Source organism: Exiguobacterium sp. s91 (assembly GCF_018618915.1).
Classification (GTDB): Bacteria; Bacillota; Bacilli; order Exiguobacteriales; family Exiguobacteriaceae; genus Exiguobacterium_A; species Exiguobacterium_A abrahamii.
Window position 1 is genome coordinate 647,400 of record NZ_JACSMZ010000001.1, and the last position, 20,913, is coordinate 668,312.

At 47.7% G+C, this 20,913-nt stretch carries 16 protein-coding genes and 1 other annotated feature; all 16 genes read left to right on the forward strand.

Annotation, left to right across the window (positions count from 1 at the left end; translation table 11 throughout):
* Window positions 1–99 precede the first annotated feature (99 nt).
* The 16 genes from KNQ06_RS03210 (at window position 100) to hemL (ending at window position 20,619) form a co-directional block, all read left to right on the forward strand.
* Window positions 100–624: a hypothetical protein gene (locus KNQ06_RS03210; protein WP_251133468.1), complete on the forward strand. Its 525-nt coding sequence runs from the start codon at window positions 100–102 to the stop codon at window positions 622–624.
* Window positions 625–652: 28 nt separating this feature from the next.
* Window positions 653–1,636 (forward strand): hypothetical protein, encoded by a 984-nt coding sequence (locus tag KNQ06_RS03215; protein ID WP_215147324.1) that lies wholly within the window; start codon window positions 653–655, stop codon window positions 1,634–1,636.
* Window positions 1,637–1,746: 110 nt separating this feature from the next.
* Window positions 1,747–3,039: a trigger factor gene (tig, locus tag KNQ06_RS03220; protein ID WP_023468978.1), complete on the forward strand. Its 1,293-nt coding sequence runs from the start codon at window positions 1,747–1,749 to the stop codon at window positions 3,037–3,039.
* Window positions 3,040–3,273: 234 nt separating this feature from the next.
* Window positions 3,274–4,539, forward strand: a complete 1,266-nt coding sequence (gene clpX / locus KNQ06_RS03225) for an ATP-dependent protease ATP-binding subunit ClpX (RefSeq protein ID WP_023468977.1) — start codon at window positions 3,274–3,276, stop codon at window positions 4,537–4,539.
* A 69-nt stretch (window positions 4,540–4,608) separates the two neighbouring features.
* On the forward strand, window positions 4,609–6,918 hold the full coding sequence (lon, locus tag KNQ06_RS03230) for an endopeptidase La (RefSeq protein WP_215147326.1): 2,310 nt from the start codon (window positions 4,609–4,611) through the stop codon (window positions 6,916–6,918).
* A 1-nt stretch (window position 6,919) separates the two neighbouring features.
* Window positions 6,920–7,501 carry a ribosome biogenesis GTP-binding protein YihA/YsxC gene (gene yihA, locus KNQ06_RS03235; protein WP_023468975.1) on the forward strand — a complete coding sequence of 194 codons (582 nt, stop codon included), beginning with the start codon at window positions 6,920–6,922 and terminating at the stop codon, window positions 7,499–7,501.
* Between the two features lie 183 nt (window positions 7,502–7,684).
* Window positions 7,685–10,732 carry a hypothetical protein gene (locus KNQ06_RS03240; protein WP_251133469.1) on the forward strand — a complete coding sequence of 1,016 codons (3,048 nt, stop codon included), beginning with the start codon at window positions 7,685–7,687 and terminating at the stop codon, window positions 10,730–10,732.
* On the forward strand, window positions 10,733–11,479 hold the full coding sequence (locus KNQ06_RS03245) for a response regulator (protein ID WP_214723761.1): 747 nt from the start codon (window positions 10,733–10,735) through the stop codon (window positions 11,477–11,479).
* Window positions 11,479–12,498 (forward strand): HEAT repeat domain-containing protein, encoded by a 1,020-nt coding sequence (locus KNQ06_RS03250; protein ID WP_214723759.1) that lies wholly within the window; start codon window positions 11,479–11,481, stop codon window positions 12,496–12,498. The genes KNQ06_RS03245 and KNQ06_RS03250 overlap by 1 nt, the downstream gene beginning before the upstream one ends.
* Window positions 12,488–13,921: a glycosyltransferase family 2 protein gene (locus tag KNQ06_RS03255; protein WP_050677619.1), complete on the forward strand. Its 1,434-nt coding sequence runs from the start codon at window positions 12,488–12,490 to the stop codon at window positions 13,919–13,921. The genes KNQ06_RS03250 and KNQ06_RS03255 overlap by 11 nt, the downstream gene beginning before the upstream one ends.
* A gap of 27 nt (window positions 13,922–13,948) precedes the next feature.
* Entirely contained in the window at window positions 13,949–15,091 is a 1,143-nt protein-coding gene (locus tag KNQ06_RS03260) for an AI-2E family transporter (protein ID WP_050677618.1), read from the forward strand.
* A gap of 214 nt (window positions 15,092–15,305) precedes the next feature.
* Entirely contained in the window at window positions 15,306–16,646 is a 1,341-nt protein-coding gene (gene hemA, locus KNQ06_RS03265; RefSeq protein ID WP_029342279.1) for a glutamyl-tRNA reductase, read from the forward strand.
* A gap of 83 nt (window positions 16,647–16,729) precedes the next feature.
* Window positions 16,730–17,656: a hydroxymethylbilane synthase gene (gene hemC / locus KNQ06_RS03270; RefSeq protein WP_023468972.1), complete on the forward strand. Its 927-nt coding sequence runs from the start codon at window positions 16,730–16,732 to the stop codon at window positions 17,654–17,656.
* Entirely contained in the window at window positions 17,646–18,326 is a 681-nt protein-coding gene (locus KNQ06_RS03275; RefSeq protein ID WP_214723757.1) for a uroporphyrinogen-III synthase, read from the forward strand. The genes hemC and KNQ06_RS03275 overlap by 11 nt, the downstream gene beginning before the upstream one ends.
* A complete protein-coding gene (gene hemB, locus KNQ06_RS03280) occupies window positions 18,323–19,312 on the forward strand; it encodes a porphobilinogen synthase (RefSeq protein WP_215147328.1) in 990 nt (329 codons plus the stop codon). The genes KNQ06_RS03275 and hemB overlap by 4 nt, the downstream gene beginning before the upstream one ends.
* Window positions 19,309–20,619: a glutamate-1-semialdehyde 2,1-aminomutase gene (gene hemL / locus KNQ06_RS03285; protein ID WP_214771063.1), complete on the forward strand. Its 1,311-nt coding sequence runs from the start codon at window positions 19,309–19,311 to the stop codon at window positions 20,617–20,619. The genes hemB and hemL overlap by 4 nt, the downstream gene beginning before the upstream one ends.
* A 54-nt stretch (window positions 20,620–20,673) precedes the next feature.
* Window positions 20,674–20,903, forward strand: a binding site (T-box leader).
* Window positions 20,904–20,913: the final 10 nt, after the last annotated feature.

The window sequence follows — 20,913 nt, forward strand, 5'->3', positions numbered from 1 at the left end:
TAATTAAAATAGAGACTGCCCTTACGAGGGTGGTCTCTTTTTTTTATTCCGATTTTCGATTATAATTAAGGTATCATGAACTCGAAAGGGATGAATGCTATGTGGAAGAAAGTTGGAGCAGTCCTCGTGCTAAGTACGTTTCTTGCTGGATGTAGTGAGATTTCAAATACAGTCGACGATGCAAAACAACAGGTCAACGATGTAAAAAATAGTGTCGATTACGCTGGAGAACTTCAAGGCATTGCAAAAGACACGGTCCAAGTCACGTCAGATTTGTCGGCTTCCTTGAATGAGGCGGCTACGACAGCGCGTGAATCTGCGAACCCTGAACAGGCACTCGATCAACAAATCGAAAAGTTGAAGGAAAACGGAACGATTGATCAGTTCAATCAAGAACTGGATCAAATCGATCAACGATTAGCGGGACTTGAAAATCCGCCGCAAGAATTGCAAAATTTAAGTGCAAAACTCGAGCAGTACGTGAATCAATCGGAAGACATCGCTCGATTACTTGAAGCGGACGTCTCGTTAGATACGTTGAATCGATTAGGAATCGAGCAGGCAGGACAACTTCAAGAAGCAATCACGAACTGGACGTCTTTACTCGATCCATTTACGAAATAAGAAGTTGAACATGAAGGAGTGCCGGAATATGGGGACATCGCGCTGGATGGAACATGAACTAGAAGTAGAGCGAGCGCGCATTCTTCGTTTGCCCGCTTCTAAACAAGAACAATTGATTATGGAATTAGAGACTGACCAATTGACAGGAGAAGATGTCTTACACCGGCTCTATGTCATTCAACCACTCTTAATGCATGACCGGGAACGATTTGAAACAGTGGCAGAACGATTTCTTGAAGTCGAGGGTGTCGAGCAAGTGCTCGCACTCTTTCTTTATGAACTCGGAGAACGTTATCCGATGAAACTCGCTTTGCGCTCGGCGTCACCGTATCTGCCGTATGGGCTCGCGCTTCGATTAGATGAAATCAAACAACAGATGCGTGTTCGCGAACAAAAGCCGGCAGTTCAAAACAACCCTGTTGCGCAGCGTGAGGTAACATCAGCAACGGAACTGATGCATGTGTTACGACATGGGAGTTGGGTCGAACAAATGCGCCATTTGACCGGTATTGAATTCGAACGGACCTCTGAGCTCATTGCATACATCACCCAGAAATATCTTCAGGCGCAAGAGACCGAACATCAAAGTCTACTCGTCATTGATCAGTTATTGGGAAGCGTGCTGGATCACGTGTCATATCCGATAAGCATTCATGTGCCACACTTAGCTGTAGACTGGACGATCTCGTCACGCGAAGATTTAAAAGAAATCCTGATGGTACATCAACAGGAGCAACAAGCGTTACTGGCATCGATGCATACGTTAGAGCGAATGGATCCGTTCCGAGCGTTGCTCGTCTTGCGATCGGATCAACTGATTCATCTTGAAGAACGAGAACGAATCGGATCAGATATGGAGAAATGGCTCGCAGCATGCGAAGAACTCGCAGGTCTGACATTTGAACGTGAAGAACCGGAACGTATCCTCAGTCCGCTGGCGAAGCGGTTATACCGAGCGGCACATATCCTTTATCCAGAAGTCATCGCATTCGAGCAGATTTACTTCGATTGAGACATCTGGAAACGATTCGTTCAACAGTGGTAATCGTCAGAACGATTGTGCTATAATGTGACTTGTTGTACACACATGTACGCTAATTGACAATTTTGGAGGGACTCAGCATGACTGCAAAATGGGAAAAACAATCAGGTAGCCTCGGCGTCCTCACGTATGAAGCGCCTGCTGAAGCATTTGATAAAGCGGTAGACCAAGCGTTCAAGAAAGTCGTTAAGACTTTGAACACACCTGGTTTCCGTAAAGGAAAAATGCCACGCGCAATGTTCAACAAAATGTACGGTGAAGAAGCACTGTACCAAGATGCACTCGATATCCTTTACAAGGACACAATCGAAGGTGCAGTCGTCGAATCAGGAATCGAGCCAATCGCGCTTGAGAACATCGACGTTGAAACACTCGAAAAAGGCAAGCCAGTCGAATTCAAAATCACGTTCGTCATCGAGCCAGAAGCTACACTCGGTGAGTACAAAGGTCTTGAGTACACAGCAGTTGAAACGAACGTTACTGACGAAGACGTCGACGCTGAACTCAAAACATTACAAGAACGCGGTGCAGAACTCGTCGTTAAAGAAGATGGCGTCATCGAGAATGGCGATACAGTCGTATTCGACTTCGCAGGTTTCGATGGGGAAAACCAATTCGACGGCGGAACTGCTGAGAACTACTCACTCGTCATCGGTTCTGGAAACTTCATTCCTGGATTCGAAGAGCAAATGGTCGGTTTAAAAACTGGCGAGCAAAAAGATCTTGAAGTGACATTCCCAGAAGAATACCACGAAGCATCACTCGCTGGAAAACCAGTTACATTCAAAGTAACGATCCACGAAGTTAAAGCACAAGAGCTCCCTGAATTGACAGATGAGTTCGCAAAAGAAATGGATGAAGAAGTTTCTTCACTCGACGAGTTGAAAACAAAAATCCGTACGCGTCTCGAAAACACACGCAAACAAGAAGCTGATGCTTCAATGCGCGATGAGTTAGTCGAAGCGGCTACGAAAAATGCGACAGTTGATCTTCCAGAAGTCATGGTCGAAAACGAAGTCGAGCGTATGGTTCAAGAGTTCACACAACGTATTCAATCACAAGGCATCGACCTCAACATGTACTTCCAGTTGACTGGAACGACAGAAGAGGCAATGCGTTCTGAAATGAAAGAGCAAGCGGAAGAGCGCGTTAAAGCACGTCTCGTCCTCAAGCAAATCGTTGCTGACGAGAAAATCGAAGTAACAGATGAGGAAACTCAAACTGAACTTCAATCAATGTCAGAACTCTACAACATCCCTGCAGATCAACTTGAAACGATGCTTGCACCACAAGGTGGTCTTGAAACGCTTAAAGGCGATCTTCAATTCCGTAAAGCTATCGATGTTCTCGTCGACAACGCAAAAGCAAAATAAGCCATTTCATGGTTTTCGATCGACTTCAAGCCCAATTTCTGGTCTTGGAGTCGATTTTTTTGTACGATAGGTCAAACAAGGACAAACGATCCTTGGTTCAGAACATCAAACTGTAAATCGTTCGTCCAGGATTTGAAAGACTTTCCTTGTTCATGCTACAATCATAAATAGTAAAACGTGAGACGGGATGCTACAGGCATCCATACAATTTCCACGTTAAAGGGGTGGACCTTTATGTTTAAATTTAACGAAGAAAAAGGTCAGCTAAAATGTTCTTTCTGTGGAAAGACACAAGAACAAGTACGCAAACTTGTTGCTGGACCTGGCGTTTACATTTGCGACGAGTGTATCGAACTCTGCAATGAAATCGTAGAGGAAGAACTCGGCACTGAAGAAGAAGTCGAGCTAAAGAATGTTCCGAAACCGCATGAAATTCGTACGACACTTGACGATTATGTCATCGGTCAAGAAAAAGCGAAGAAGTCGTTGTCTGTAGCGATGTATAATCACTACAAACGAATCAATGCTGGTGGTCGCGCAGATGATGTCGAGCTTTCGAAGTCGAACATCGTCATGATTGGACCAACAGGTAGCGGTAAAACACTTCTTGCCCAAACGATGGCACGTATCTTGAACGTACCGTTTGCGATTGCAGATGCAACAAGTTTGACGGAAGCCGGTTATGTCGGTGAAGACGTCGAGAACATCCTGTTGAAACTCATCCAAGCAGCGGACTATGATGTTGAGAAGGCTGAAAAAGGAATCATCTACATTGATGAGATCGATAAGATCGCTCGTAAATCAGAAAACCCGTCGATTACACGTGACGTATCTGGTGAGGGTGTCCAACAAGCCTTGCTGAAGATTTTGGAAGGAACGGTTGCGAGTGTACCGCCACAAGGTGGACGAAAACACCCACATCAAGAATTCATCCAAATCGATACGACGAACATCTTGTTTATCGTCGGTGGCGCATTCGATGGTATCGATCAGTCGATCAAACGTCGTCTTGGTAAAAAAGTCATCGGATTCGGAAACGATTCAGAGAACCGTAACCTTACACAAAAAGAAATTCTGGCAGCTGCATTACCAGAAGATCTTCAAAAGTTCGGTTTGATTCCAGAGTTCATCGGTCGTTTGCCGGTCATGGCGACGCTCGAGCCACTTGATGAAGAGGCACTCGTTCAAATCTTGACGAAACCGAAAAACGCCCTCGTGAAACAATATAAGAAAATGCTTCAACTCGATGATGTCGAACTCGACTTCACGGAAGATGCACTTCTTGAGATTGCAAAACTTGCAATCGAACGTAAAACAGGTGCGCGTGGTCTTCGTTCCATCATCGAAGAAACTATGCTTGATATCATGTTCGAAATCCCATCGCGTGAAGACATCGCGAAAGTCATCATTACAGCAGAAACGTTGACTGGTAAACGCGGTCCAACGCTTGAGTTGAAAGATGGTACAATTGAACATGGGAAAGAAAAAGAAACGGCGTAACACCGTGACAAATCGGCTCGGAGGCTACTTGTACGCCTTTCCGAGTCTTTTTGTTTAGGAGGAATTCGAATGAAGAAAAAACAATATCCACTTTTACCGTTACGCGGTGTCGTTGCGTATCCGTTGATCGGATTGACGATTGATGTCGGGCGTCCGGTATCCTTAAAAGCCTTACTTGCATCAAAGGAACACGAAATTGATCTCGTCGTCGTCACGCAACGTGACCCAGAAGCAGAGCCGTCTGTCGACGGGCTGCACCAGGTTGGTACACTCGTTCAAATTGCGAAGATGAGTGAACTCGGGAATGATACGGTCCGTGTCCGCGTCATCGGGAAGGAACGCGTCCGGATTGAAAACGTCGAGGAGACGGACGAGGGATATCAAGCCGTCATCGAACCAATCGAGAAGATGGACATCAAAGGGGCGAAACAAGAAGCACTCGTTCGTCTGATTAAAGAACAGTTCGGTCAGCTCGTCTCTCGGATCAAAGGAATCGGAACGGATGAACGTCGTCGGTTCGAGACATACGAACGTCTCGACTCATTAACGGACTATATCACGTCGAAGTTACCAATCGATATCTCGAAGAAACAGGAGTTTCTCGAACAACAGGATCCAGTCGAACGAGGGTTGATGTTGCTTGACGTCATGAAGCACGAATATGAAGTCGTCGAACTCGAACGCGAGATGCGTGAACGGACGAAGAAGACGATTGAACAATCGCAACGCGAGTATTACTTGCGGGAACAATTGAAGACGATTCAACAAGAACTCGGTGGCGAGTCGGCTTCTGTTGAAAGTGATGCGACGAAATACCGGGAACAGCTAGCGATGCTTGATTTACCAGAAACGACGGTTGCAAACGTTGAGAAGGAAATCAGTCGTTTAGCTGTCGTACCAGCGACGAGTCCCGAACATGGCGTCATTCGTAACTATCTTGAATGGTTCTTCTCGTTGCCATGGAATGAAGCAACCGATGATTTCTTGAACGTCTCAGCTGCTTCGGAACAGCTTGAAAAGGACCATTATGGTCTAGAGAAGGTCAAAGAACGGATCCTTGAGTATCTTGCCGTTCGTCAATTAACGGACTCATTACGTGGACCGATTCTCTGTCTATCTGGTCCTCCGGGAGTCGGGAAAACGTCGCTTGCCCGTTCGATTGCAACAGCGCTCGAGCGGAAGTTCGTCCGCGTCTCACTTGGTGGCGTGCGCGACGAAGCGGAGATCCGTGGACATCGCCGGACATATATCGGTGCGATGCCAGGTCGAATCATTCGTGGTTTAAAACAAGCAGGAACGAACAACCCGGTCTTCCTGCTCGATGAGATCGATAAAATGTCAAATGACTTCCGTGGTGACCCGTCGTCCGCGATGCTTGAAGTTCTTGATCCAGAACAAAACAACAGCTTTTCTGATCACTATATCGAAGAACCGTTCGATCTATCGAATGTTCTCTTCATCGCGACAGCGAACGATGTCTCGAATATCCCCGGACCATTGCTCGACCGGATGGAACTGATTCAAATCGGTGGCTATACGGAACAAGAGAAAACGGAAATTGCCGTTCGTCATCTCTTATCGAAGCAACTGGCTGAACATGGTCTGAAAAAGAGTCAATTAACAGTCAAGGCAGACGCGCTAGAAGAAGTCGTCCGGCGTTATACACGAGAAGCCGGTGTCCGGAATCTCGAACGTGTTCTCGGCTCACTTTGCCGGAAAGCAGCGAAACAAATCGCGATGGGTGAGAAGAAACGGGTGACGGTGACAAAACGTAATTTGGATGATTTCTTAGGTAAACCGATCTACCGCTATGGTCAAGGCGAGCTCGAAGATATGATTGGCGCGGTGACTGGTTTAGCGTATACTGCTTTTGGGGGCGATACGTTGACGATCGAAGTCAGCCTTGCTCCGGGTAAAGGGAAATTGCAGTTAACCGGGAAACTCGGTGATGTCATGCAAGAGTCGGCTCAGACCGCTTATAGCTTCGTCCGAGCGAATGCGACGTCCCTTGGCATCGAACCGAATTTCTACGAAACGCAAGACATCCACATCCACGTTCCTGAAGGTGCTGTACCGAAAGATGGTCCATCTGCTGGGATCACACTCGCGACAGCATTGATTTCCGCTTTAACAAAACGTCCGGTTCGCCGGGATGTCGGGATGACAGGTGAAATCACGTTGCGTGGACGTGTCTTACCGATCGGTGGATTAAAGGAGAAGTCACTCGCAGCACATCGTGCGGGCTTGACGACCGTTCTGCTGCCGCAAGACAATACGCGGGATATCGATGATATCCCGGAAAGCGTTCGCGCAGGAATGGAATTCATTCCGGTCGCGACGATGGAGCACGTGCTCGAACATGCATTAAAAGGAGAGTAACATGAAAATTTATAAAGCTGATTTTATTACGAGTGGCGTCAATCCGGAACATTATCCGGAGCCATTGTTGCCAGAAGTGGCACTCGCAGGGCGATCGAACGTCGGAAAGTCTTCCTTCATCAATAAGCTGGTCCAGCGAAAAGCACTCGCACGGACATCTTCGAAACCAGGTAAGACGCAAACCTTGAACTTCTTCAACATCAATGATGAAGTCATGTTCGTCGATGTACCGGGTTACGGGTATGCGAAAGTCTCGAAGACGGAGCGTGAAGCATGGGGCAAGATGATGGAGAAGTACTTCACGCAACGGGAAATCCTCAAAGGTGTCGTACAGCTCGTCGACATCCGACACGATCCGTCTGCGGATGATGTGACGATGTATGATTTCTTGAAGTATTACGATCTACCGGTCATCGTCGTTGCGACAAAACTCGATAAGATCAAAAAGAGTCAACGTGATAAACATATCGCGGCAATCAAACGTAAATTGCAATTTGACGGTCAAGATACCTTGATTCCTTTCTCATCTGAGACAGGAGAAGGAGTCGATGCCGCATGGGAAGCGATTTATCGTCTACTGTAAAATAACGAAACGTTCTGTTCTCCGGCAATAGGAGAGCAGAACGTTTTTTAATTAGGGTTAAAGTAATCTATAAATAGCATCTAATCATTTCCTTCCATCATTTTTGATTTCCATTATATGAACATTATTTAATTCACGTTACAATGATAGGAACAAATTGTTCTAGTGGGAGGCTATGCCAATATGAGGCGTTATAAATGGACGTTTGCAATCGTCATATTACTTATTCTGACACCATTTGCCATTTGGTTCTTAAAGCAGGAAAAGACATTAAATATCGCGCTATTTGATTATACGAACGGTACAGATGAGCGAGAGCACGCTGGAACGACGTGGTTATTGAATCACTTGAAAATCCGAAATGCGCAAGAGCAAGATTATAAGTATTCGGATTATATTAATCGTTATGACGGTACACAAGGGAAGCAAATGCTACAACAGGCTTCTAAAGCAGATGTGCTGTTGTTTACGGATACGTATGGAAAGTCATATGACGTCAACGGAAAAAAAGAACATCGTGGTGGCTTGACGACGGAAGACGTCGAGCTCGCGACCGAAGCGATTTCGCAAGGGAAAACCGTCGTGGCGGAGTTCAATACGGCGGCAAGTCCGACGTCAGTCGAACGGTCCAATGCGTTTCGTCAATTGTTCGGAACGGCTTGGACAGGATGGATTGGTCGTTTTTTCCCGGATTTAACAAAATTGCAAGGTCTTGAGAAGAACGTCGTAGCTCAATTAAAAGCACAGGCGAAAGAAAAAGAATTCAAACTATCTGGTCCAGGTTATGTCTTCATCAATGACTCAACGGAAAAAGCTTTTTTCGTCAATGATGACACACCATTACTTTATAAATGGGATAAAAACAAGGGCAATGCAAAAGATGAGGTGCGTTATAACTACTGGTTTGAGATTTTAGAGCTAGATGGTGGCGAGCAACAAGCGCATTTTTCTTGGAAACCGTCAAAGCAGACCCAAGCGATGCTTCGGAAATATCAGTTGCCGCTTGAGTTCCCTGCGTATGTTACGCAAGGAAGTGGACACTATTTTGCTGGTGACTATACAGATGTCGCGGACATCCCGCGCTACTATCGATATAGTGGGCTTGATTGGTTCCGTAAACAGTTCATCCTCGATAGTGCAGAGAGTGAATCAGCATTCTTTTGGAAGATTTATGCCCCGACATTGACGCGAATTCTAGAAGATACAAAACGTGTTTCGACGCAAGCTGCAAAAGTAAAACCACTCTCACAAACGAAAGTCGGCAATCAGGAATTACGAACTCGGGCACGAGAAGGACAAGACACGCTTGAGATGTATCAAGATGGCGAATGGAAGCCGTATTTCGTCAAAGGCGTTAACGTCGGACTCGGTCGACCGGGTGCATTTCCCGGGGAACATGCCATCAGTCGTAATGAATACGATCGTTGGCTAAAGGAAATCGGCGAGTTGGGTGTCAATACGATTCGCGTGTATACATTGCATCCTCCTGCTTTTTACGATGCATTAAAAGCGTATAACGAACGGGCGAAGCAACCGATTTATTTGATGCAAGGTATGTGGGTCGAGGAAAAACCATTCGAAGAGTTGAAGAACGCTTTTGAACCAGACTTCTTGAAGATGACCGATACGGAAGCCAAACGAATGGTCGATGTCATTCATGGTAACGCGGTCGTCAAGGAAGTCGTCGGTCATGCTTCCGGAACATATACTTCAGACGTCTCGCAATACGTTTCAGCGTTCGTCTTCGGAATCGAATGGTTACCGGAAGCCGTCGTCGAGACGAATAAAAAGAACAAAGGCACGCGATTCGAAGGGAAATACGTGACGACGACACAAGAGGCGTCACCGTTCGAATCGTGGCTTGCTGGTCGGATGGATACAGCGACAGCACACGAAATCAAAGAGTACGGAACGACTCGACCAATTGGTTCGACGAACTGGCCGACGACGGATCCATTGAAACACCCGAAAGAGGTCGAAGAAGAGCAAGATCTCGTCTCGATCGACTTCAATCATTTAAAAGCAACGAAGGATTTCCCAGGTGGTTTGTTTGCGTCTTATCACATCTATCCGTATTACCCTTCGTTCATCAAGGAAGAATACAGTCAAAAAGCAGATAAGAGCTCTGAATCCTACGCTCGTTATTTGAAAGAAATGAAAGACTATCATGATATGCCGTTACTTGTATCGGAATTCGGTATTCCAAGTTCACGCGGGAAGACACACCTTGGACCGAACGGTTTCGACCAGGGACATGTCAGTGAAAAGAAACAAGGCGAACTCGTCGCGCAGCTCTATCAAGACATCAAGGACGTCAAGACGGCTGGTGGACTGGTCTTCATCTGGCAAGACGAATGGTTCAAACGAACATGGAACACAATGGATTATGACGATGCGGATACCCGTCCACGTTGGTCGAATGTTCAAACAAGTGAACAACATTTCGGGATGCTTGGATTCCTCCGTTCAGACATCATCATTGATGGGAAATTGGATGATTGGAAAGGGTATGCACCAGTAGCTGAAAATAAGGATCGAGCGATTTATATGACTTCCGACGAGGCTTATCTCTACTTACGCATCGACCGGAAGAAAGCAGAGCCGACGACACTTGCACTATCGACGAAACCGAATGATGGGAACACGAAAGTCGGTTCGTTGACGCTTGACGAAGGAGCTGAATACCGCCTGACGATCGATCAGACAGCGCGTATCGATGTCGATGCTCGCTATGACATCTTCCGATACCACTACGGTCTGAAGATGCCGTTTGAGATGGTGAAACCTCCGTCTGATCAAAAAGACAGCGGCAAGTTCGTTCCGATCTATCAAATGCTCGATTATGCAAGACGAGACCCGGTGACGAAAAAAATCGTCAAACCAGCCGTCAAATGGGACACAGGTGTTTTACATGAAGGAGAACCAGATGACATTTTAACGGATATCTCAGATGTCACGAAACCAACCGTTGAACTTCGTATTCCATGGATGGTCTTGAATATGCGTGATCCAAGTAAACATGAAATCATCGGAGACTTCTGGAAAGATGGACTCGAATCGAAGATGATCACGGAAGGAATCGAAGTCACAGGTCAAGTCGGTGAGACACGTATTCCAGAGAAGAATCGTGGTTTCTACAACTGGGCCGAGTGGACGAATCCACAGCAACGGGAAGAATTGAAACCTATCTATCATACGATGAAAAAAGCATTCACTGAGGGAGGAAACTAAATGCGACGTGAAGAGATGTGGAAATTAATCAATCAGTCGTTTGAATCAACAACTCAAGATCGTGAGGTCAGTTCGACGATCGAATGGACGGAAGAGGCTGTCCGAGAATCAACGACGAATACCTTATTCGTACACACGGTCGGACAAATGCCGGAGACGGTCAATGGTCTGATCGAGGAAGGATGGTGCGTGCGGACGGACATCTCTTATGCCGATGTCGTTCTCGCGAGCAAACCCGTCATTGAGGAGCGGATTCCCGTCGTTTACTTTAATACGGAACCCTCTTTCTATGGGTTAGAGAACGCACGTGAAGTTCTGCCGGCGACGCTGTCGAGGGAGCTTGTTCTCGATCGCCTTGCGCGTTATAAGAAGATCCATCATATCGCAGACGTTGTCGTCGTAACGGAAGATCCGCATATCCGTCGGATGATGGAACGGGAATTGACGGACCGTTTCGAACGCTTCATGACGTTCGAGCGAGCGGAGACGTTCCTTGATGAGTATGTAGCATCCCGTCCGTACTTACTCGTGTTCACGTCCGCATTGCCGCGAGCAGATGGATTGGAATTACTGCTGCGAGCGAAACAACAGAGTGTCGCACCATTCCAATCGATGATGATCTCGATGTATAACCGCGAACGTGATCATGTCCTAGCGATTGATCGTGGTGTTGATTACATCATGACGCTTCCACTGAAAATCGAAGAGTTCCGTGCGTGGATTCGCAAAGTCGAGGACGGCCGATGATGCAGGCGATTCTAGTATTCATCGTCGTACTCATCTTCTTACAAGGTGGAGCGTTGATCTATCTTGTCGTTCAAAAACGAAAACGCGCCAATCGTGAGCATGCGCGTCGCGATTGGCAGCTTGCCTTTCGAGATGACATCTATGACTATGCGACAAGTGAACGTCAAGACATGCCAACGATTCAAAAAGGAAACGAAGATTTAGCGGAGCTTGAATTGTTCGCGTTGTCTAACTTGACGGCAACGCCGGTGCATCTTGAACGTATACAAGCTTTCGTCGCTTCTAATATGCAAGCGTATTATGAGCAACAATTGAAGCATCGGCGGATTGATCGTCGCTTGAACGCCTATGAAGCCGTTTCTCAATTCCGTTTGGTCGCAGTCGCACCGATGATTCATGCCCGTTGGGGAAAGGCAATTGAAAAAGAGGAGAGCGATGTCATCGTCCGGACACTTGTCTCCTTATCCCCGCAAGATGCGATTGCGATTGCTAAACAAGAAAATGATATCAGCTTCTTTGGTGCGATTCTTGCGATCGGTCGTAGTCACGACTTACAAGAATGGGTCACATCGTTCGATGAACTTACACTATCGTTTCGACTAGCAATACTCCAGTTGATCTTTGATCGAGATGAGACACGTTATATCGCGCTCGTACGCGATAAAACGACTGATAAGAATCCAGAAGTCCGAAAGCGAGCCCTTCGCGCGCTCACACGGATTGGACTTGAGGAAGACTGGAAATTGTATGTGCCTTACTTGGAAGAAGAATCAAGTTGGGTTGAGCAAATGCTTGCCCTTCGTTTCTTAGAGCACGTCGTTCCAGATGATGCGATACCAGCGATCCTGCCGTTTGTCGGCAGTCGATCATGGTGGGTCCGGACGGCAGCCTTTGATGCGTTACTTGCTTGTGGTGGGATCGAACAGTTGGCGAAGGTTTCAAGTACACACCCCGACCGCTATGCGCGTCAAAAAGCGACCGAACGGTTGGCAAAGGAGATGAAGCATCATGTCGTCTGAGACAATCCAAGCCATTATTGAAGTCCTCTCATGGACAGTATTGATCTATATGTTACTCGTCATCGTATTCTATTCGACGCTGTATCTGATTTCTGCTCAGATGGTGCGACGGCAACGGTTCCGCCGAAAAGAAAGCTCCTATTTACCATTGATGCGGTCTCTCTATACACGACCGGTCAGTATCCTTGTTCCAGCCTATAATGAAGAATATACGATCGTCTCAAGTGTCCAAGCCTTGCTAGCCCTTGACTACCCAGAGCATGAGGTACTCGTCATTAACGATGGTTCAAAAGACGGAACGATGGATGAGCTGTTTCGCGCGTATGAGTTGGAAAAAGAAATTCAATATCCACGTATCTTGATTGGTTCAAAGCCGGTCAAACAAGTCTACCGTTCCCGCATTGATAGTCGTTTGATTGTCATCGATAAAGAGAATGGTGGAAAGGCAGACGCCTTGAATGCCGGTATTGATTACTCGAGTTATCCCTATTTCTGTTCGCTCGACGCGGATTCGATTTTAGAGCGCGATGCGTTATTAAAAGTCATGAAACCGATCGTTGAGTCAGATGAAGAAGTCGTCGCGACATGTGGTTCGATCTTCCTCGTTAACGGTTGTACGATTGAAGGCGGCGAAATCGTTGAGATTCGGACACCGAAGCAACGGATCGTCCTGATGCAGATGATCGAGTATTTCCGTGCATTCTTGTTCGGTCGCCTTGGTCTTAGTCGTTTCAATATCTTATTGATCGTCTCCGGCGCCTTCGGATTGTTCCAAAAGAATATTGTCGTACAGGCTGGTGGATATAAAGAAGGTCTCGTCGGTGAGGACATGGAGCTTGTCGTCCGCTTACACCGGTACATGAAGGAAAATAAGCTCGATAAACGCATCGAGTACGTTCCGGCGCCAGTCTGCTGGACACAGGCTCCAGAATCGATGGAAGTGTTACGGTCACAGCGAACACGTTGGCATCGTGGTCTTGCTGAGACGTTGTGGACGCATAAACGAATGATTGGCAATCCGAAATATGGTTCTGTTGGTAGCGTCTCGATGTTGTATTTCTTTTTGATTGAACTACTCGGACCAATCGTCGAACTGATCGGTTATTTCATCATTCCGCTCAACCTACTCGTCGGTACACTCAACTTTGAATTTGGGATCGTCTTGCTGGTCGTCGCTTTACTCTATGGTTCCCTATTGTCAGCAGGTGCCGTATTATTGGAAGAGTGGACGATGCACCGATTCAAGAACGTCAAGGAATTGATTCGGTTGTATCTATGGTCCTTAACCGAGTCGTTCTGGTACCGTCCGATTCTCGTCTTCTTCAAGCTAGGAGGATTGATTCAATTCTTGACTGGTCGAGGAAACTGGGGTCAGATGGAGCGTCAGCGTCTCGAAGACGTCACCGAGGAAAAAGTCGGCTGACGAATAGGTATGAGGGGGATAAGTTAGGTGGAGTTGTTACGAAACAAGTGGTTTAAAGCATTAATCTGGATATTAGTGATTTTTCTCGTCATCTGGGTTGGAACGAAAATTTCATTTTTATTCCAGCCAATTCGTGTCATGTTAGCCTTGATCTTCCCGCCATTGATCATCGCAGGGATCTTCTATTACTTTACGCTTGGCATTGTGGACGCACTACAAAAACGAGTCAAGAAGCGTGGTCTTGCCGTGCTAATCGTCTTGCTTGGTTTCATTTCGATCCTGACGATTGCGGTTGCATCAATCGGACCCATCTTAGTCGAACAGGTGACGGATTTTGCGACGAGCATTCCGACACTCGTCGTTGAATTGCGTGATCAGACGTTAAATTTACGCGATCAATTGATGAACAACCGATTCATCTCGACATGGGTTCACGAGAACACGGACTTGTTTGACAAGTGGACGAATGAAGCAACATCGTATATCGGTACAGTCTTTAAGTCTGTCTCGACGTCTGTCGGAACGATTTTCGGTGTCATCTCTTCGACCGTCTTAATCATCGTCTTAGTGCCGTTCATCTTAGTTTACATGTTGCTTGACGGCTATAAGTTTCCGGATTCCGTCGTGAAGCTGTTGCCGAAAAGCTATGAAACAGAAACGCGTAAAATCTTGCACGACATGCACGTGACAGTGAAGCATTATGTCAATGGACAGGTCATCGTCTCGATCTGTGTCGGTCTCATGTCATTGATTGGCTTCTTCATCGCAGATATTCAATATGCGTTACTGCTTGCCTTATTCTGTACGGTCACGAACATCATTCCGTATCTTGGTCCCTACATCGGTGCCGTACCGGCGGTCATCGTCGGGTTCATCGATGATCCGATCAAAGCCGTCTATGCGATCATCACGATCGTCGTCGCGCAGCAAATCGAGTCGAACTTGATTTCTCCTTATGTCCAAGGAAAGACACTCAAGGTTCATCCGTTGACGATCATCATCGTCTTGCTCGTTGCTGGGAAAATCGGTGGAATCATCGGTGTCATCTTGGCGGTTCCAACATACGCAGTTTCAAAAGTCGTCGTTCAAAATATCGCTCGGATCTATCGTTTACGTCAGCAGCGTCTCGACGTACCGGACGTGACGGTATCACCTGAATCCTTGAAGTAAAGTGTAACCCTCTGCTCTTTTTAGGAGCAGAGGGTTTGTGATTTTCATGAGAGAGGGATAAGGTAGAAGAAGAGAAAAAATGAAGAAGATTTCACAACTTCGACTCATTTTAGTTTATAAATTGATTGGAATCTTTTTTATAATGGTTATAATGTAGGATAGAGAACGAAAAGATAGATCGGAACGAAATCTTTGGACGTAAGGGGTAGAGCGCATGCATATCGTAGTGGTCGGCTTGAATAACAAAACAGCGCCTGTATCAATACGCGAACAAGTCTCATTTGGGGAGCATGAGATGAAGGGAGCGGTCGTCGCATTGCGCGATGAAAAAAGTATTTTTGAAAGTGTCATCGTCTCGACATGTAATCGGACGGAACTGTACGTCGTGACGGATCAGCCACATACAGGACGGTATTATACGAAACGTTTCCTTGCAAACTGGTTCGGTTTGACGATGGAGGAACTCGAGCCGTATCTCTTCATTCATGAAGGGTTTGATGCGATGAAGCATCTGTTCCGCGTGACAAGTGGGCTTGATTCGATGATCGTCGGTGAAACGCAGATTCTTGGTCAAGTCAAGACAAGCTTCTTCATGGCGCAAAAGCTTGAAACGACAGGAACGGTTTTCAATAAACTCTTCAAAGAAGCGGTCACGCTCGCCAAACGGGCTCACGCAGAAACTGGAATCGGTGAAAATGCCGTTTCTGTCAGTGCTGCTGCTGTCACGCTTGCCGAACAGTTACTCGGATCGCTTGAAGATAAATCAATCGTCGTCATCGGTGCGGGAGAAACTGGCGAATTGACGACGCTTAACCTATATGAAGCAGGGGCACGCGATATCACGGTCTTTAACCGGACGTTAGCTAAAGCAGAAGAGGTCGCGAATCGGTTCGAAGGATCGGCACATTCGATTAACGAGATGCAGTGCGGTTTGCTTCGGGCAGACATCGTCATCTCTTCAACGGGTGCAAAACGTGCCATCATCAAACGGGAAGACATCGCGGCAGCACAGCTGTTCCGTCACGATCGTCCATTCCTCTTGATCGACATCGCCGTACCACGCGATATTGAACCGACCGTCGGTGACTTGCCAGGTGTTCATTTGTACGATGTCGATGATTTGACATCAATCGTCCAACAAAACATGGCGGAACGGATGAAGGAAGCAGCGAAGATCGAACAACGGATTGAAGCGGCAATCGCTGAGTTCGAAGGTTGGATGACGACACTTGGTGTCGTGCCGATCATCACGGAATTACGAGACCAGGCGTTACGGATTCAACAAGAAACGATGCAAAGCTTGGAACGGAAGTTACCGGAGATGTCGAAACGTGAAAAAACCGTCATTGGCAAACACATGAAATCAATCATCAACCAGTTGTTGCGTGAACCGTTGTCTTATATTAAAGATGCGGCAGCGAAGCCAGATGCCGATGAGCGGATTGCGCAGTTCATGGATACGTTCGCACTTAACGAAGACTTGTTCGAAGGGCTCGAAGATGACGTGATGACATCAGAAGAGACGACACCTTCCGCAAAAGCTGTGAACCGGTGAACAAAGCACGATTTGTGTTACAATAGAAAATGCATGGGGCGGACTTGTGCCGCCCCTTTATCATTGTACAGGGGGATTTTAGCATGCGAAAAATCATTGTTGGATCGCGAAGCTCGAAGCTAGCGATGACACAGACGAAATGGGTCATTGACCAGTTGAAACAAGCCGGCGCGCCGTATGAGTTCGAAATCAAGAACATCATCACAAAAGGGGACCGTATTTTGGATGTGACGCTCTCGAAAGTCGGCGGTAAAGGATTATTCGTAAAAGAGATCGAGCAACAGATGATTGACGAAGAAATCGATTTTGCCGTTCACAGCATGAAGGATCTACCTTCTGAATTACCGGACGGTCTCATCATCGGTGCAACACCAGCGCGTGTCGATGCGCGTGATGCCTTGATTACGAAAACAGGCGAAGGTCTTGCTTCCTTGCCGGAAGGTGCGGTTGTCGGTACGAGTAGCTTACGTCGTGGCTCGCAATTGCTAAAACTCCGCCCTGATTTAAAAATCGAATCGATTCGTGGAAACATCGACACACGACTCGATAAATTAAAGAATGGTCCGTTTGACGGGATCCTACTCGCAGCAGCTGGTCTACAACGGATGGGTTGGTCTGAAGACGTCGTCTCGGAATATCTCTCGACAGATGACATGATTCCAGCCGTCGGTCAAGGAATCCTCGGTATCGAATGTCGCGAACATGACCAAGAAGTACGTGATCTCTTGCACCTGATCCATGATCAGATGACAGAAAAAGTAGCTTACGCAGAGCGCGCTTTCTTAGCGGCGATCGAAGGTAGTTGTCACGTTCCGGTCGGTGGATTTGCAACGATCAACGAAGACATGTCAACGACACTCGTCGGATTCATTGGATCCGTCGATGGAGAGCAAATCCTACTCGAGCGCGAATCAGGTCTAGACCCGATGCAACTCGGTCAAGATGTTGCCGAACGTCTGCTTGCTTCGGGCGGTCGTGAGATTCTCGCGACACTTCCGGATGACTTGTAAGCAGGTACTCTTCACGGGCAGCCGACCACCGACGACCGAGCAGATGGCGCGACTGCGCGCCGTCGCGATCGAGTCAGTGCATTATCCTGTCATTGAAACGCGACCGGTTTCGTTTACATTGCCGAAGGGAATTGATTGGCTCATCGTGACGAGTCCGAATGGTGTCCACCGGATTGCTGATGCGTTGCCTGAATTAGCAGAAACGCGTATCGCGGTCGTCGGACGAAAGACGGCAGACGCACTTGCGAAGTACGGTCGAACAGCAGACTTCTGTCCGTCGACCTTTACAGGAGACGCACTCGTCGCAGAACTCGGACCACACTTGTCTGACGGCGATCATATCGTCTTTGCACGAGGGAACCGATCCCGGCAAGCACCGGTCGATCAGTTACGAAAACTGAATCGATATACGGTCGAAGATATCATCACGTATGAAACCGTCACCCGTCGGCTACCTGAAGCACTTGTCAGAACTGCCGCCTATATTGGACTGCAGAGTCCTTCCGCTGTCGAAGCGATTGCTCCATTATCCCCACAGACGACGTTCATCGTCATTGGGACGATTACGGAGCAAGCAGCAAAAGCAGCCGGACTTCAACCGATCCATGTCGCCCGTGAATTCACGGTAGACGGCATGATTGATCGTATCATTGAGGAGGAATCAGCATGAACACATTAGAATACGCACGTCACCGTCGTTTGCGTCATACCGCATCACTCCGGTCACTCGTCCGCGAGAATCAATTGCATAAATCAGATTTGATTTATCCGATCTTCGTCGCTGAAGGCGAAGATATCAAACGCGAAGTCAGCTCGATGCCTGGCGTCTTCAACTTATCACTCGATCACTTGACGGCTGAAATCGAAGAAGTCGTTGCACTTGGAATCGAATCCGTCATCTTATTCGGTGTTCCGCACGACCATTTAAAAGACGAGCAAGGATCAGGTGCGTTTCACGATCATGGGATCGTTCAAGAAGCGACACGTCTCGTTAAGAATGTTGCACCGCAGCTAACGGTCATTGCCGACACATGCTTATGTGAATATACGTCAACGGGTCACTGCGGTATCGTCGCCGATGGTACGGTTGATAATGATGCATCATTACCGCTCCACGTCAAGACAGCGATCTCGCAAGCACGGGCGGGTGCTGACGTCATCGCTCCATCATCAATGATGGACGGATTCGTCGCAGCGATTCGCCAAGGGTTGGACGAGAATGGCTTCAGCCATATTCCTGTCATGAGCTACGGCGTTAAATATGCGTCTGCTTATTATGGTCCATTCCGTGATGCGGCAAACTCCGCACCAGGAGAAGGCGACCGGAAAGGCTACCAAATGGATCCAGCGAACCGTCGTGAAGCGTTCCGTGAAGCAACAGCGGACGTCGATCAAGGAGCTGACTTCATGATCGTCAAACCAGCGCTCGCTTTCATGGATATCATTCGTGATGTGCGTGAACGAATCGATTTACCGATCGTCGCCTATAACGTATCGGGTGAGTATGCCATGGTGAAAGCAGCAGCCTTGAACGGCTGGATCGACGAAGAACGAATCGTCCTTGAGACGATGCTTGGCTTTAAACGAGCAGGCGCTGATTTAATCATCACCTATTTCGCAAAAGACATTTGTCGTTACCTGGAGGGGTCGAAATGAGCTTAATTAACCAGAACTCAAAATCAAAAGCAGCATTCGAGCGGGCGCTCCCGCTCATGCCGGGTGGCGTCAACAGCCCGGTTCGTGCTTATAAATCGGTCGGGATGACACCGATTTTCGCAGATCATGCGAAAGGATCGAAGCTCTATGATATCGACGGAAAAGAGTATATCGATTACGTCTTGTCATGGGGACCGATGATCCTTGGTCACGCCGATCCAATCGTCACGTCAGCGATCCAAGAACAAGCGACACGTGGCTGGAGCTACGGGACACCAACGGAAATCGAATCAGCGATGGCGGAAGTCGTCATCAGCCGTGTTCCATCGGTCGAAGTCGTCCGGATGGTCAACTCAGGGACAGAAGCGACGATGGCTGCCCTTCGTCTCGCACGCGGCTATACAGGTCGGACGAAAATCCTCAAATTCGAAGGCTGTTACCATGGTCACGGCGACTCGCTCTTGATCAAAGCAGGGTCAGGTGTCGCGACACTCGGACTACCGGATTCACCAGGCGTTCCGGCGCAAATCGCGAGCATGACGCTGACGGTTCCATACAACGATTTGGACGCTGTCCGGATCGCGTTCGAAAAACACGGCGACGATATCGCTGGTGTCATCGTCGAACCGGCTGCTGGGAACATGGGCTTCGTGCCACCAGAACCAGGCTTCCTCGAAGGCTTACGGGAGATCACATCGGAAAACGGCGCTTTATTGATCTTTGACGAAGTCATGACCGGTTTCCGTGTCGGATTCCACTGTGCGCAAGGACATTTCGGTGTCACACCGGACATCACATGTCTCGGTAAAGTCATCGGCGGCGGCATGCCAGTCGGGGCTTACGGCGGACGTCGTGACATTATGGAACAGATCGCACCACAAGGTCCAATCTATCAAGCGGGTACATTATCCGGGAACCCACTCGCGATGGCAGCGGGTCTAGCGACATTGACACAATTGAAACCAGAACACTATGCAGAGTTCGACCGGAAAGCGAGCCGTTTGTCAGAAGGCTACCTGAATGCTGCGGCGAAATATAACATTCCGCTGACGACGAACCGCGCAGGCGCGATGTTTGGTGTCTTCTTTACGAATGAACGTGTCACGAACTTCGAAAAAGCGAAAACATCGAACCTTGAGATGTTCCGTTCGTATTATCAAAAGATGGCGGCGCGTGGTGTCTTCTTACCACCGTCACAATTCGAAGGTCTCTTCCTGTCGATCGCCCATACGGACGAAGACATCGAACGGACGATCGAAGCCGTCGAATTGACGTTCCAAGAACTCCAAGTTGAATTTGGTCGTTAAGCAGTTCTTGACGATTACTTGAACTCTCGGCTAAAATGAGTAAAGAAGAAAATGGCAACAGCGATGACGGGAAGAGTAGTCCTGTATTCGTACCGGTGTAGAGAACACATCCTTGGCTGAAAGATGTGACGGGCGAACAGGAGGAAGGTCACCCCACGAGCTGGTATCGTGAGTCTTACGAGCGATATCCGTCCTCCACACGTTACGTGGCTCGAGGGCATCCAATTTTGGATGAACTAAGGTGGTACCGCGGAAAAAAGCAACGGCTTTCTTTCGTCCTTAGCATAGGACGAG

Bases quoted from the DNA above. Each gene is read 5' to 3' on its own strand.
- KNQ06_RS03275 (WP_214723757.1), top strand. From the start codon at position 17,646: ATGACTTGTAAGCAGGTACTCTTCACGGGCAGCCGACCACCGACGACC.
- tig (WP_023468978.1), top strand. From the start codon at position 1,747: ATGACTGCAAAATGGGAAAAACAATCAGGTAGCCTCGGCGTCCTCACG.
- lon (WP_215147326.1), top strand. From the start codon at position 4,609: ATGAAGAAAAAACAATATCCACTTTTACCGTTACGCGGTGTCGTTGCG.
- hemL (WP_214771063.1), top strand. From the start codon at position 19,309: ATGAGCTTAATTAACCAGAACTCAAAATCAAAAGCAGCATTCGAGCGG.
- KNQ06_RS03215 (WP_215147324.1), top strand. From the start codon at position 653: ATGGGGACATCGCGCTGGATGGAACATGAACTAGAAGTAGAGCGAGCG.
- KNQ06_RS03210 (WP_251133468.1), top strand. From the start codon at position 100: ATGTGGAAGAAAGTTGGAGCAGTCCTCGTGCTAAGTACGTTTCTTGCT.
- KNQ06_RS03255 (WP_050677619.1), top strand. From the start codon at position 12,488: ATGTCGTCTGAGACAATCCAAGCCATTATTGAAGTCCTCTCATGGACA.
- yihA (WP_023468975.1), top strand. From the start codon at position 6,920: ATGAAAATTTATAAAGCTGATTTTATTACGAGTGGCGTCAATCCGGAA.
- KNQ06_RS03240 (WP_251133469.1), top strand. From the start codon at position 7,685: ATGAGGCGTTATAAATGGACGTTTGCAATCGTCATATTACTTATTCTG.
- clpX (WP_023468977.1), top strand. From the start codon at position 3,274: ATGTTTAAATTTAACGAAGAAAAAGGTCAGCTAAAATGTTCTTTCTGT.
- KNQ06_RS03245 (WP_214723761.1), top strand. From the start codon at position 10,733: ATGCGACGTGAAGAGATGTGGAAATTAATCAATCAGTCGTTTGAATCA.
- hemA (WP_029342279.1), top strand. From the start codon at position 15,306: ATGCATATCGTAGTGGTCGGCTTGAATAACAAAACAGCGCCTGTATCA.
- KNQ06_RS03250 (WP_214723759.1), top strand. From the start codon at position 11,479: ATGCAGGCGATTCTAGTATTCATCGTCGTACTCATCTTCTTACAAGGT.
- hemC (WP_023468972.1), top strand. From the start codon at position 16,730: ATGCGAAAAATCATTGTTGGATCGCGAAGCTCGAAGCTAGCGATGACA.
- hemB (WP_215147328.1), top strand. From the start codon at position 18,323: ATGAACACATTAGAATACGCACGTCACCGTCGTTTGCGTCATACCGCA.